Consider the following 14,600-nt stretch of genomic DNA (forward strand, 5'->3'; position numbering starts at 1 on the left):
ACAATAAATTTAAATCTAATAGAAAATACCTACGGGTGATTTCGTATAATCAAAACAATAAAAAGAGATGAAAGCACATACTCAAGAAACACAAGCTGCAATTACACCACAGATTGCGTTAGATTTATTAAGAGAAGGAAACCAAAGATTTCAGAAAAAACATATGGCAGATAGAGATCTTTTGGGTCAGGTAAGTGATACCAAAGGAGGGCAATATCCTTTTGCTACTATCCTAAGTTGTATCGATTCTAGAGTTTCTTCAGAACTTATTTTTGACCAAGGAATTGGTGATATTTTTAGTGCTCGTGTTGCTGGTAATTTTGTAAACGAAGATATTTTGGGTAGTATGGAGTTTGCATGCAAACTTGCTGGTACCAAGTTGGTAGTTGTATTGGGGCATACGGCTTGTGGAGCTGTAAAAGGTGCCTGCGATGATGCAAAACTTGGTAACTTAACCGCTTTGTTAAGCAAAATTAAACCTGCGGTATCAGCCGTAACAGAACCAGCAGATCCAGCAGAAAGAACCTCTAAGAATATAGAATTCGTTAATAACGTAGCCGTTAAAAACGTAAATTTAACTATCAATAACATAAGAAATCAAAGCGAAGTTCTTAAAGAAATGGAAGCGAACAATGAAATCAAAATTATTGGTGGAATGTATGATATAAGTGACGGAAGTGTTACTTTTTTTGAGTAATTTTATGTCCTAAAATTTTATTAAAAATACCGATGCCTCTTAGTATCGGTATTTTTTTTAGTATTTTTTAGAAAACTTTAACAAAAAACATCATAGATCAATGAAAGGATTTTTTAGTAATTTAAGAGGAGATACCTTTGGTGGATTAACTGCAGGTATTGTTGCATTGCCACTAGCACTTGCCTTTGGAGTATCATCGGGTTTGGGGCCAACAGCGGGATTGTATGGTGCTATTTTTATTAGTTTTTTTGCGGCCCTATTCGGAGGTACTAATACCCAGATTTCTGGTCCTACAGCACCGATGACTGCAGTAAGTATGGTGGTTATTGCAAGCATTATAGCCGCCAACGATGGAAGTGTAGAAAAAGCATTACCTGCTATACTAATGGTGTTTTTACTAAGCGGACTAATGCAAATAGGTTTGGGAGCTATTCGTTTAGGAAATTATATTAAGTATATCCCCTATCCCGTAGTATCAGGATTTATGACTGCCATTGGGGTGATCATTATACTCACACAGATATTACCATCATTAGGATATTATCCTAAAGAAGATGCAGAACTAGTATCAAAATTCAAACCTCTTGCAGAAGAGCTGATTCTGGAAAATATCCTTAAAGAAGAAGCTGCAGAAGAAATCCTGGTACTCGAAGATTTTAAAGAAACCATATCCCGGGCAGAAAAAATCACCCAGGACGATATCCTTAAAGAGTCCCAAACCCTTGCCGCAAAAGAAGCATCGGGTGCTTTGGGAGCACTAAAAGTATTACCAAGAGTAGTCAAAAATATTAACTGGTTAGAATTACTACTAGCGTTGGGTACCATCTTTATCATTTATGGTTTTAAACGTATTACCAAAGTTATTCCCAGTACATTAGTAGCTTTATTGGTTATGTCGGGTATTGCCTATGGCTTTGGTCTGGATTATCGCCCTATCGAAGAAATCCCTAGCGGATTGCCCTCTCCTAAATGGGAGGTTTTTACCGGATTTAGTATAGCCAGCATTACCCCCTATTTTTTTACTGCACTTACTTTGGCATTACTGGGTGCAATTGATTCTTTACTAACCAGCGTTGTAGCCGATAATATGACCAAAACCAGACATAAACCCAATAAAGAATTAGTCGGTCAAGGAATTGGTAATAGTATAGCCGCATTATTTGGTGGTATCCCCGGTGCCGGAGCTACGATTAGAACCGTGGTAAACATCAACTCTGGAGGTAAAACCAAATTATCGGGTATGATTGCAGGATTGGTATTATTAATTGTGATGCTGGGTTTTGCACCCATTGCATCAAAAATACCTGCAGCCGTACTTGCCGGTATATTAATTACCGTAGGAATCGGGGTAATGGATTACAAAGGTCTAAAAGCCATACCAAGTTTACCCAAAGATATTACGTTAGGCCCATTAAAGCTAAGTTCTGAAGTGATGATTATGTTGATCGTTCTGGTGCTATCTACCTTCTGGAATCTGGTATATGCCGTAGGGATCGGATTGATCATTGCATCACTCATGTTTATGAAAAAAATAGGTGACCTTACTATTCAAGGTTGGGATATAAAACCGCTTAAAGAAGAAGAAGAAGGGTGGAAAGATGAAAAAGATTTCCCTGAAAAATTAAAAGAAGAAGTATTTATCAAACACCTTAATGGTCCCTTATTCTTTGGTTCTAACAATGATCTTCAACAACTGGCATCGCAAATCCCAGACACTTCTTCTGTTGTTATTATACGTCTGGATCGTATGCAATATATGGATCAATCAGGTCTATATGCTATGGAAGAAATCATTCTGGGCTTACAACAAAAAAATGTTAAAGTGCTTTTTGTAGGATTATTAAAACAACCCAAATATATGATGGAGCGAATAGGTCTTGTACCTGATTTGGTTCCTAATGATTGTGTATTCGAAGATTTTGATGCTTGTTTACAATATATTGTAGAAAATGTAGAGGATACGGTATCTTCTTTACCTGGCTAAATTTGCCTAATACCCTATACTAATAAACGGCCTCTTAGACAGAGGTCGTTTTTTTATGACAGTTAGAAATATGATATTTCCCAATGCCTAAGCATCGTGTCCCTTTGCATCCTCCTTTTTAAGAATCTCTGGCAAAACCATCGGCGCTAACTTTCTAACCGGATGATAGAGTATCGAACTGTCCAACGTTTCTTTTTTAACAAACTCGAGTGTTCTATTTCCTGCATCAAAAAACATAATAACAACACTCGCAATAAAGGCAAATTTTAAGAGCCCAAAAGCACCGCCCAAAAGTGTATTTAGGATACCCAGCGATGCAAAATCTGCAATTTTGGTCAATAGTTTACCTGCCAGCGAAACCAGAAGTACAACTAATACAAAAGTAATTGCAAATGCAACCAGGTTCATGGTTCCCTTTTGCCAATCTACATAGCGATCTAAATAATTGCCTACTACATGTGAAAAGTGAATCGCCGCATAAATTCCTAAAACCAGCGCAACCAGCGAGGCCAACGAAACAAATAAACCTTTACTAAGCCCTTTTACCAGTCCCCATAGTAAAAGAATCCCTAAAATTATATCTATAAAATTCATTCGTATATTTTTCTAATAACGAAGATAGTATTTTGACCCGAAAATATACAAGGTAATTAATGCCTAGTACATATGTTTGTGAACATGCCATTTCGATAGTTGACGCAAAATGACAGCTATCTGGCTGGCGAGAACGAACCCGGTGCCAAACCGGTATATGAGGATATGAGAGTATTGTTTAATCGTACATCAAATGGGGCAACCCGAGAAGAAGAATAGTTCGAAGCCATAGAAAAGTTCATCGGGGGTATCCAGAAGGGGAGGTACCCCCTTATCAGAATAGTTCGAAGGGTTCCCAAAGTACTTCGATGGATTAAAATAATAGTCTTGACCCCAAAAGGTAAGACCTCGAGGCCTAAAAAGAGGCCTTATAGCCCATAAACCAACCCAAATAAGGGTTATGATACCCCATAAAAGTACTTATCGATGGCCCTAGGAGTATTGCCATAAGCCTTATAAGTACTTATTTAATCCTTCGAAGTAGTTCTGAAAGGGGGAGACCCCATATCAAGAAGGGGTGGAGGCCCCATTTAATAGGGGGGAGAATTAGGTGTGTAGAGATCAAAAAAAAGTTACAAAAGAAAATACGGGTTAGTAAACACCCCCTCAGTCCTACGGACAGCCCTCGAAGGGGAGCAACGTAAAAGATGAACAATTAAATAAAAGTAGAAGTTAATCTCTCAAAAGTTCACGATACACGAAGAGTTCGAAAAAACATCTCCCTAAATCCCTCTTCAAAGAGGGAGTTTAGCCTTTAAACCAGCGTATATACATTTCTCTCACCCCAACCCTCTCCCAGAACCTGTCCTGAGTGTGTCGAAGGAAGGAGAAGGAGTTACTTCTGACCTTGAATTTTATTTAAGCAAGGCCACTCCTGACACCCGGGACCTGATACCCAACACCCAACCATTCATAATTCTAAATTCTGCATTCTGAATTTGCTTCCGCCTTCCGACTTCGGGCTTCCGACCTAAAAAAATCAACAAGGGGTAACATCTCAATAAGTTGTGACATAAATACCTAAGAAGAGATAAGATTATTAAAAAAAGAATTGAATGTCCGGAATGTATAATAATTCATCATTGTCAACTTGTTTCAGGTTCTTATCATAAATGATTGCTTATAAATGGAATAAGATTCCGAAATAAATTCGGAATGACATAAAAATATCATTAGTACACAAAACGGATAATCATAAAAAGAATCTGAGTATCAGAATTTGATACTGTCTTTTTGTACTCTTGTCTCAGGAAAACAAAAAAAACATTAAAAGCGTCACATTTTGAGATGTTTATCGATGGTTTAATGTCATTGATCAAAAACTATTTTTTTGCAATAGTGTCAGTACATTTTACAGGGAAATGCGACTTATATTTGCGGCCGGTAAAAAAGTAAGGAAGAACAAAAGGAAAACAGAAAAACAAAAAAAGGTATGATAAGAAAACATGTATTAATAGGCTTATTGTTAGCGTGTTGTGGTTTATGGGCCCAGGACGACGGAGATGGACAGGCCAATGACTGGTCAAAGTATGTCCCAAAAATACCCGTACCCAATTCGCCAGAAGCAGCTGCGATCGAAGAATTTGGAAAGGTTGGGATCTCATACACAACCGGTACTCCTAATGTGACGGTGCCGATTTATACGATCCAAGGAAAAGAGTTATCAGTTCCCATTAGTTTAAGCTATGATGCCTCTGGCGTCAAGGTAGATCAGATTGCAACTTCGTATGGTTTGGGATGGAACCTTAATTATGGGGGTGCCGTAACCCGTTTGGTAAGGGATTTCCCAGATGATTTAACACAAGGTAGTATCGATTATCCGATTCGTTCCAGTTATGTACAACGGGCGATTGCCATACGAGAAAATCCAGAGACCTCTTTGTTCAATTTGTTTCAGGGATATCATAAAACAGAAGCAGATAGAAATAGTATGAAACAGTTAAAGGATGGGATAGAACGTAGTGATGCCGATTTAAAACCCGATCTTTTTAATTTTAATGCCAATGGTTTTTCGGCTACGATTGCTATCGATTACCAGAGCCCAAAAGTAAATGGAGCCTATCCAGCCTATTGTTTAGAGCATCCCGATGTAAAAGCTTATTATATTGCCGGTACTAATGGGGTAATTAATGGTTGGGTGATAACCACCAATAATGGTACGGTATACACCTTTACCAAGATAGAGAACACCAAAACATCCTATGTAAGCCTAGAGAATGAGTTTCACTATGGGTATAATTCTGCCTGGTATTTAACCCGTATCCAGTCTGCCAATCATAAAGATATAATCACCTATAACTATACAACAGCTACGTATTGGACCAAAGAACCACGTGCTCCCAATGTGACCATAGAGACACGTGTAGAAGACTGTACAGGTAGACGCCTTCCCAATAAAGAAACCACTGTAGTAACACCTGCGTATCACATTAGTCAGTTTAATCTTAAGAATATACAATACAATGGAGATGTAGTGGTAAGTGTTAGTGAGGGTTCTGACCGAACCGATCTACCTGGTAGACGATCGATTAGTAGCATCGCGGTGAACAATATTGCAGGTGAGCCTATCAAAAGTGTACAATTTCATTACGATTACTTTACAAGTAATGAATCTGTTGATGTTCCATTTTTTAATAATTATCAGCTATATCGTTTAAAACTAAGAGGCCTGGATTTTAGTGAGTATTACTCGCAGGGATTAGAAAATAGAATTCCCGCCAGAAGTTTAGATCAAGGTACGTATGATTATAGTTTTGAGTATCATGAAGAGTTGCCCTTACCTATTCGTACTTCGGCTTCACAAGATGCCTATGGATATTACAATGGTAGTAGTCATAGCTCGATGGTAGTTGGGGATGGAACTTTTATAACAGGTACTGATAGAACTGCCAATATCGAACATGCGCGTCAGGGAACCCTAAAACGTATAGGATACCCTACAGGAGGTTACAGCCGTTTTTATTATGAGCTACGCAATAGAGGAGGGCTTAGAGTTAATCGTATTTCGGCTTTTGATCATAAAGGCAGAACAGCTAATACCAAAAAAATTACCTATGCTAGTGGCCCTTCGAATGGTAGCTTTAGCAAATCTGATTTCAGAAAATCTATTACCAGTAACAAACAAGTGGATTGTATAGGTAATGGTGGGTTACAAAGAGAAGTTACTACCGTATATCAATACCATAGTTATAGCGTTGTACCGCAACGAAAATACCCAAACTACTATAGTTACGTAGAGGAGCATCTTTCGTCGGGGGTCGAAAAATTAGGAAAGACCGTATATACTTTTTACGATTTTACTCAGGATAAAGACGAAGAGTTTTCTACTTCCTATAGGGCTGGGAAACAAAAAGGTGTAAAGATCTATAATGAGCGAGGAGATTTACAAGAAGAACAATATTTCCATTATAGCAAAAGGATAGTAAAAGATATGGGGTCTAGTGGTGTTATTGCAAAACCAGATGCAACCCATACCACACTTTGTGCAAGCTTCATTAATGATCAAAATGGGGCGTTATACGCTATTGGACATCGCGATTTGACACAAGTTGTCCCTGGCTGTCGTTTGGGCCAGTTCTCTTTAGGCTCTTATACGTATTACAGTAGTAAATCCAGTGAGCTTGATGGGTATTGGATACGATTAGATAGTACGCAAACTATCAAACACCATCCTAGTGGTAAGATTACTAGTACAGTACAACATACCTATAATCCTAATCATTACCAATTATCAAGTACCAAAACCATTGGTTCTGATGGACTAGAAACTACACGCCGCACTTACTATGCCCATGACCTACCAGTTTATCAGTCAATTACTCCAGCACTTACCACAGCAGAGATCAATGCGGTCAATTACTTAAAAAACAGTAACCAAATATCAACACCTCTATATATCACCAATAGTGTGGGCAACCAAAAGACTTCATCTATACGAATACTTTATGGTTTGCATATCGATACTAATGGTAAGACGATGGCATTGCCAACGACGGTACAATATGCAAAAGGTAATACGGCATTGCAAGACAAGAAATATGTAAGCTATGACAAGTATGGAAATGTTAAAGAAGAACGTCTTGTTTATGGTCCTGCCACCAGTTATATCTGGGGGTATAAAGGGCAATATCCTATTGCCAGTATTACTAATAAAAAACATGCCGATATTCCTACTAGCATACTTAATGATTTATTACAGGTATCACAATTACCAGTAAGCCAATCTACTGCGATTACTATAGGGATCGATACGTTTACCAATCATACGGCTTTTACAAATAGCCAGGTGACTACTTTTTTATATAAAGAAGGTGTAGGAGCCACCCGTATAACAGGGCCTAATGGAATCTTTAGCACCTTTACCTATGATGCCGGCAACCGTCTTAAAGAGGTAAGGGATCAGGAAGGGTATTTGGTTTCAGAAAACCGATATAATTATAGTGTTCCTTCACGACCCGATGTGATAAGCACCGCTTTTAATGGTGAAAAAATAGGTAGTACCCTTAAAGTAACTGCTTTTAGCGCTGGTGGTGCAGGAGGCTATACGTATAAATGGAGTATTAATGGTGGGAGTTATAGCGTATCTACTACCAATAATACGTATGTGATTACCAATCTAAACGATCAGATAAGAGCACTTGTGACTGACAGTAATGGTATCCAGCGAACTTATGGATTAGTTTTAACCAGTTTTAAATAAGCAGTGTGATGATGTATACAGAACGATTAAACAACCAAAGCAACAAAACAATGAAATCAACACCTATATATATACTCCTTATCATTGCCTTTTTGATTTTTGGCAAAGGATACGGGCAGTGCAACCCATTTGATTTTCAATTATCAGATAATGCTATAAAGATCTCTTATGATTGTGGCAGTGCTACTTTAGAAAAACGTTTTCCTAGTTTTGGTGATGCCACTTTATATTGGCAAAGTAGTCCTACAGGTACAAGTAAAGCCAAATCTTTAGAAAATAGTATTACACTAACTAGTGGGAGTAAATATTATATACGGGCTATGAACAGGTCACGTTGCTGGAGTAATCCTAAAACAATCACTTATTCAATTCCGAGCACCTCGGTTCCTGTGCCTTTGATGCCAAATGTAAATAATCAATGTGGAAAAAGTGTTTTGTCTTATAATTATTCAGACAGACCTGTTAACATATATTGGTACTGGCAAAGTACTCCAAATGGGACAAGCACTTCTAATTCAAGAGCGTTAATAACCAGAACTACCGGTACTCAATATTATTTAAGGGCCAAAAATATTATTACGGGATGCTGGAGCGCTGCAAGAACAGTATTTTATAATCCAATAAACCAGGAGATGCCTAACCAACCTATTATTACTAATACCTGTAATACTGCTGATTTAAGCTTTGTTGGTAATCCTCCTTCTGGCGTAACCTGGTATTGGCAAAGTAGTCCTACCGATACCAGTACAAAGTATTTTTCTTCTACATATACGGTTACCAGAAGAGGAGGGAATAGTGGCACCTGGTATCTACGAGCAAAAAGTGCAGAAGGGTGCTGGAGTGCTGCAAGAGCTATTAATTATACTATAGAAACACCACCAGCAATTCCAACAATACAACCGCTGGGGGATAATTGTGGACAAATTATTATAAAACGCAACAATCCACCAAGTGGGGTTACCTGGTACTGGCAAACCAATGCCACGGGCACCAGTACTGCAAATGCCAATGCATCGGTTACTCTTACTAGCGGAAGTGTTTATTACTTACGTGCAAAATACAATAGTACTAATTGTTGGAGTGATGCAAAAACAATTAACTATAGTGTTCGGCAACTCAAAACCTGGTACCAGGATAGAGACGGTGATAATTTTGCATATAATACGGTCACAACTTGTGATCACCCGGGAGAGGGATATACCTTAACTGTGTTACCTGTTACCGATTGTGAACCTCGTAGTGCAGCCATCAACCCTAATACAGTTTGGTGTAAAGCAGTAGATAATTTTACTGACCATCATGTTACCCAATGTGAAAAACCAGGAGAAGGTTATGAATATAATGTTTCTGAAGCTTTAGGTTGCAGTTCAATAAGTATTCCTATTCCTGCTAAGCCAACTATTACGTATACCTGTAGTAATAAAGTAATTCTTAAAAACATTGAAGATGGAGGATTAGATTGGGAACGAGGAGGCTTATACTGGCAGCATAGTCCTACAGGTACTTGTCGTTCTAGAAGAGCCAATACCGATATTACCCTAAACCAGGGTTCAACATATTACTTGCGTAGATTAAGTAAGGATGGATGTTGGAGTCCTGCAAGAAAGATCACTTATCTTGATCCTAGCCTGGGAGTTCCCACCCCGACACAACCTATAGTAGAAAATGAATGCGGTCGTAGTATTTTAACATTTAATGGGAATGAACCAGAAGGGATTGATTGGTACTGGCAAAATACTCCCACAGGTACCAAAACCAATATTAACAATGCTACAATTTATGGTAACTCTCCAGAAGGAGTAATGTATCTACGAGCAAAGTATAAGACTGTAAATTGCTGGAGTACAGCAGTAAAGGTCTCTTATACCCATAATCCATTACCCAAATGGTATAGCGATATCGATAACGATGGTTTTGGAGATCCTAATGATTTTATATTATCCTGTACAAAACCAGATGGATATATTGCAGATGGTACCGATGAGTGCCCAGAAATTTATGGCACCAATCATGGGTGTATCATAGAAGGATATACCAATACACAAGGGGTATCCCCTCACCAGACCTATCGTTTTACACGAGTGTACCAAGAAGCCAAAACCGATGCCTCACAAATTAATGCAGTAGGCGATGTGATCGAGACAGTAAGCTATCATGATGGCTTGGGGCGTGCCCAACAACAAATAGGGATCAAAGCTTCGCCGTCGCAAAAAGATATAGTAACCCATTTTGATCTGCGCGGTAGAACCGATAAAGAATACCTGCCGTTCGAGAGAGCCAACACCCTGGGAGATTATAAACCAGTCAATATCACCAATGATATTAATAGCTATTACAAAGCGACCTATCCCGAGGATTTTACTGGTATAACTACTGCCCAGGTCAATGCCTATTCGCAACGTATCTTAGAGGTCTCACCACTAGGTAGAACCTTAGAACAGGGCGCCCCGGGTAATGCCTGGCTGGCCGACCCCGATAGCGATCAGGATCATACCATCAAATTTGGGTGGGATACCAATACAGATACAGAGGCAGTTTATTTTAAGGTAAGCTTCCCAACTGTAAACGGGATACAGAATACCGAATCGCCTACCTTGGTACAAGAAGGACATTATAAAGCCAATCAATTATCGGTAACTACTACCAAAGACGAAAACTGGCAACCTGGTCAAACTCACGTCAACGATCATACTACCAAAGAGTATACCGACAAACAAGGTCGGGTAATTTTAAAACGTACTTATAATAATTCCTCCACCTCTTCAGGAGGAGGTGCCGAAGGCGGAGGGGGTGCCCATGATACCTACTATGTATATGACATTTTTGGGAATCTTACTTTTGTTATCCCACCCAAGGTGGATATTACAAATGGTGTCTCTGACACTGAGCTTGTCGAGCTGTGTTATCAATATCGTTACGATGACCAAAACCGACTGGTAGAAAAGAAAATCCCAGGTAAAGGATGGGAGTTTATTGTATATAACAAACTGAATCAACCAGTCATGACCCAGGATGCGAATCAAAGAGTCAACAAAGAATGGTTATTTACCAAATATGATGTTTTTGGTAGAGTGGTTTATAAAGGTAAAATTATAGATAATAGAAGTCGAAACGCTATACAAAATGAAATTAATGCTTTTACTGATAGGCTTTGGGTATCTCGTGGTAACGCTGCAAATATTGGCGGTACAACCATGTATTATACTAATGATGGTTATCCAAGTGTAGGAACAACAGGAGAAGTATTAGCTATTACTTATTATGATGATTATGACTTTTTAGCGAATGAAGGCACTTTATTCAACAATCCAAATACAAGCTATGGTGTAGCAGTGTCAAATCGTACCAAATCGTTAAGTACAGGAACTAAAACAAAAATATTAGGTACTAATGATTGGATTACTGCCGTGAACTATTTTGACAAGAAAGCAAGACCTATTTATGCAGTTAGTGATAATACATATCTACAAATCAAAAACATAGTAGAAACGAAGTTTGATTTTGTAGGTAAAGTAAAAGAAACTAAAACCACGCATATCAAAGGGAATAATGCAGCTATAGTAACGGTTGATACCTTTACTTATGACCATATGGGTAGATCAACAAAGCATACTCAAACTATTAATGGTCAAGAAGAAATCATTGCAGAAAATACTTATGATGCTTTAGGTTTATTAACTTCTAAAACTGTAGGAGGCGGATTGCAAAATATAAAATATCACTACAATGTACGTGGATGGTTAAAAGGAATTAATGATGTAACTAATTTAGGAAATGATTTATTTGCTTATCACCTTGGTTACAATGTTACAACACATCAAGCTACTCCACAATACACATACAACATAGCGGAGATAGATTGGAAAACCGCTAGTGATAATATACAGCGATGGTATGCTTATGAATATAATGGTTTTGAACAACCATTAAGTGTACTTAGTAACGATGGTAATTATAGTGTAAGCAATATTACTTATGATACCATGGGTAATATCCTGAGCTTAACTCGTAACGGTTGGCAAAATACATCAGACTATATGAACCTTGATGTACTAACCTATGCTTATGATAATGGAAACAAATTATTAAGTGTTACAGATACCGGAAATAAAACCTATGGTTTTAAAGACAGGAGTTTTACAGGAAATGATTATGACTATGATAGTAATGGAAATCTTGTTGAAGACAAAAACAAAGGGATTACTAATGTAAGCTATAATCATTTTAATCTACCTACAAAAATAGATGTTACAAATCCAGAACATGAAGGTAATGTACAATATATCTATAATGCTAAAGGTATAAAACTTAAGAAGACTGCTGTAGATAAAGGGAATTTTACTACTATAGAATATAATGGTAACTTTGTATACGAGAATGGTTCTTTGAAATCTATAACTCATCCTGAGGGATACATCGAGCAGGAAGATAATGGAACATTTACTTATGTATATGAGCATAGAGATATCTGGCAAAATACTAGAATCACTTATGCTGATGACAATAAAGATGGTGTAGTTACTAAAGAAGAAATACGTAGAGAGCAAAACTACTATCCCTTTGGTATGCAATGGGAAGGCGTAAATACTACTATTAGGAATGTTAAGAATAATTTAAAGACCTTTCAAGGGCAGGAATTAACCGAAGACTTAGGATTAAATACGCATGAATGGAAGTATCGTATTAGTGATCGTAGTATTGGTAGGTTCTGGCAGATTGACCCATTATCAGAGGACTATGTATATAATGCTACCTATGCCTTCCAAGAGAATAAATTGGGTTCTGGTGTTGAATTAGAAGGATTAGAGAACTCTAGTTTTGAATCACGTCAGCGATATAGAGATAAACAACTGTTAAGTGGTAATATAACTTCAGATGAGTATATTCAACAAGGAAGTGCAGAAGGAAAAGGAGCATTAGCAGGTTTGTCATTATTGATACCTGGTCCAGAAGATATTGTTATTGCAGGTGTTGCTGCTACTAAAATTGGAGGAGCGATTATTAATGCTATTAGTAAGGTAGTTGGTAAGATAGTTAGTAAAGGAGCGGATGAAGTTGTTGAAGTTGCCATAGATGCTCAAAAGCTTGAAGAAAGAGCGGCAAAACTTAATAAAGTTGATAGATCGGGTAAGGACTTTACTAAAGCAGGAAAAGAAGTAGTAAAAGACCAAAATAAACTGAAAAATGGAGGGAAGACAAAGTGTGAAAACTGTAAGACGGAAACAGTTCCAGCTAAAAAGTCTGAAAAAGGAGTTACTCCACCCAGAAATGAAACACAAGTAGATCATATAAACCCTAAATCTAATGGAGGTAGAGGAAACCCAGATAATGGTCAAGTACTTTGTCGTTCATGTAATAGAGAAAAAAGTGATAAATTGCCAAATGGATCATAGTATAAATAGAAGTAAAGTTCTTTTTGTTTATCAAGAAGAAGAGGAGTTTAAAATAGAAAGTTTATGGGCTATTAAAGAAAGTGAGTATTATAAAATAGATAATATTCCTTTCTTTATAAATAATATAGCATACGAAGATTTAATTAACGTTGAAAAAGATGGAGAGGATTTATATTTTGATGCTTTAATAAATGAATCAGGAAACAGTACACTACAATTAGTTATTTTTAATGATTCAACACAAAAGCAGATAGGGAAACGATTTGAAGATTTAAACTGCGATTGGGAGGGTAGTCATTTACCTAATTACATAGCAATTAATGTTCCTAAAGAAGTAAATTACTCTCATATTATTAATGTTTTAAATAAAGGTGTTAATGATGGTTTTTGGGATTATAAAGAAGCATGTGTATCTAATAATCATAAAATCAGTATAAGTTGAATAAATTAATATTACTTACATTAATTTCAGGTGTTTTGTTCTCTTGTTCCCAACAATTAAATTGTACAGGATTAAGCGATGGTAATTTTGTTATACCAAAAGATACAGAAGATACTAAACCTTACAAAATTATAAGAAATGGAGATGTTCAAAAAGAAATTAATGATGGTATAGTAACATCATATTCAAGATTAAAATGGTTGAACCCATGTAGTTATGTGTTAACTTATGATGAATATGAAATTGAACTAACTGATTTTCAAAAAGGAATTAATAAGGCTGGTGGTATAATCGTTGAAATTATAAAAGTAAAAGGTAATTGTTTTTATTATACATCTAATATAAAAGGAGACCCACCTAGTGAGCGTATTAATGGCGTAATGTGCAAAGAATAACATCTAATATTAAACCACCTTGTAACGAGGTGGTTTTTTATGTTTTGTAGAAAAGTATCCTAATCTGAAATAATTTCTTTGTCATAGAAACCACTTAGTCCTTTTTGGTAACTAAAATAATCGGTAGTAGTATATCTAGTCAATCTACGTAAAGTACTACGATAATCTTCCTGTAAATTATGTTTTCTTGCAATATCTTGTATCATAAATGCCCCCGCTAGCGCGAGCGTCTCGCTCGTGCGGTCAAAGACAAGAACAAACATCATAGATAGAAACGAGGCTGTCTAAAAAGGCAGTCTTTTTTTTGTAGATTTTTGAGTTATTTTTTAACTTTAAGAATGAGTAGAAAAGTAGTTTTTAAGACCTATGATCAAGATCAGTTAAGTTTATTACCTC

8 protein-coding genes are annotated in these 14,600 nt (G+C 37.0%); 6 read left to right on the plus strand and 2 right to left on the minus strand.

Annotation, left to right across the window (positions count from 1 at the left end; all coding sequences use genetic code 11):
- Window positions 1-67: 67 nt before the first annotated feature.
- A complete protein-coding gene (locus tag ABW636_RS13790; protein ID WP_367590632.1) occupies window positions 68-697 on the plus strand; it encodes a carbonic anhydrase family protein in 630 nt (209 codons plus the stop codon).
- A 100-nt stretch (window positions 698-797) separates the two neighbouring features.
- Window positions 798-2,681: a SulP family inorganic anion transporter gene (locus tag ABW636_RS13795; RefSeq protein ID WP_367590633.1), complete on the plus strand. Its 1,884-nt coding sequence runs from the start codon at window positions 798-800 to the stop codon at window positions 2,679-2,681.
- A gap of 87 nt (window positions 2,682-2,768) precedes the next feature.
- On the opposite strand, the gene ABW636_RS13800 is transcribed toward ABW636_RS13795, so the two are convergent.
- Entirely contained in the window at window positions 2,769-3,275 is a 507-nt protein-coding gene (locus tag ABW636_RS13800) for a CvpA family protein (RefSeq protein ID WP_367590635.1), read from the minus strand.
- A 1,432-nt stretch (window positions 3,276-4,707) separates the two neighbouring features.
- On the opposite strand from ABW636_RS13800, the gene ABW636_RS13805 reads away from it, so the two are divergent.
- From ABW636_RS13805 to ABW636_RS13820, 4 genes are read left to right on the plus strand one after another with little or no spacing between them, the layout of a single operon-like run.
- A complete protein-coding gene (locus ABW636_RS13805; RefSeq protein WP_367590636.1) occupies window positions 4,708-7,974 on the plus strand; it encodes a hypothetical protein in 3,267 nt (1,088 codons plus the stop codon).
- Between the two features lie 50 nt (window positions 7,975-8,024).
- On the plus strand, window positions 8,025-13,367 hold the full coding sequence (locus ABW636_RS13810) for a DUF6443 domain-containing protein (protein WP_367590637.1): 5,343 nt from the start codon (window positions 8,025-8,027) through the stop codon (window positions 13,365-13,367).
- On the plus strand, window positions 13,357-13,809 hold the full coding sequence (locus ABW636_RS13815) for a DUF4265 domain-containing protein (RefSeq protein ID WP_367590639.1): 453 nt from the start codon (window positions 13,357-13,359) through the stop codon (window positions 13,807-13,809). The genes ABW636_RS13810 and ABW636_RS13815 overlap by 11 nt, the downstream gene beginning before the upstream one ends.
- Window positions 13,806-14,204, plus strand: a complete 399-nt coding sequence (locus ABW636_RS13820) for a hypothetical protein (RefSeq protein WP_367590640.1) — start codon at window positions 13,806-13,808, stop codon at window positions 14,202-14,204. The genes ABW636_RS13815 and ABW636_RS13820 overlap by 4 nt, the downstream gene beginning before the upstream one ends.
- 59 nt (window positions 14,205-14,263) lie before the next feature.
- Here the strand turns inward: ABW636_RS13820 and ABW636_RS13825 are convergent, their stop codons facing one another.
- The gene (locus tag ABW636_RS13825; protein ID WP_367590641.1) at window positions 14,264-14,410 is read right to left on the minus strand and encodes a hypothetical protein; all 147 of its coding nucleotides are present in this window, start codon (window positions 14,408-14,410) and stop codon (window positions 14,264-14,266) included.
- Between the last annotated feature and the right edge of the window lie 190 nt (window positions 14,411-14,600).

Source organism: Aquimarina discodermiae (genome assembly GCF_040786235.1).
Classification (GTDB): domain Bacteria; phylum Bacteroidota; class Bacteroidia; order Flavobacteriales; family Flavobacteriaceae; genus Aquimarina.

Bases quoted from the DNA above. Each gene is read 5' to 3' on its own strand.
- ABW636_RS13790 (WP_367590632.1), top strand. From the start codon at position 68: ATGAAAGCACATACTCAAGAAACACAAGCTGCAATTACACCACAGATT.
- ABW636_RS13795 (WP_367590633.1), top strand. From the start codon at position 798: ATGAAAGGATTTTTTAGTAATTTAAGAGGAGATACCTTTGGTGGATTA.
- ABW636_RS13800 (WP_367590635.1), bottom strand. From the start codon at position 3,275: ATGAATTTTATAGATATAATTTTAGGGATTCTTTTACTATGGGGACTG.
- ABW636_RS13805 (WP_367590636.1), top strand. From the start codon at position 4,708: ATGATAAGAAAACATGTATTAATAGGCTTATTGTTAGCGTGTTGTGGT.
- ABW636_RS13810 (WP_367590637.1), top strand. From the start codon at position 8,025: ATGAAATCAACACCTATATATATACTCCTTATCATTGCCTTTTTGATT.
- ABW636_RS13815 (WP_367590639.1), top strand. From the start codon at position 13,357: ATGGATCATAGTATAAATAGAAGTAAAGTTCTTTTTGTTTATCAAGAA.
- ABW636_RS13825 (WP_367590641.1), bottom strand. From the start codon at position 14,410: ATGATACAAGATATTGCAAGAAAACATAATTTACAGGAAGATTATCGT.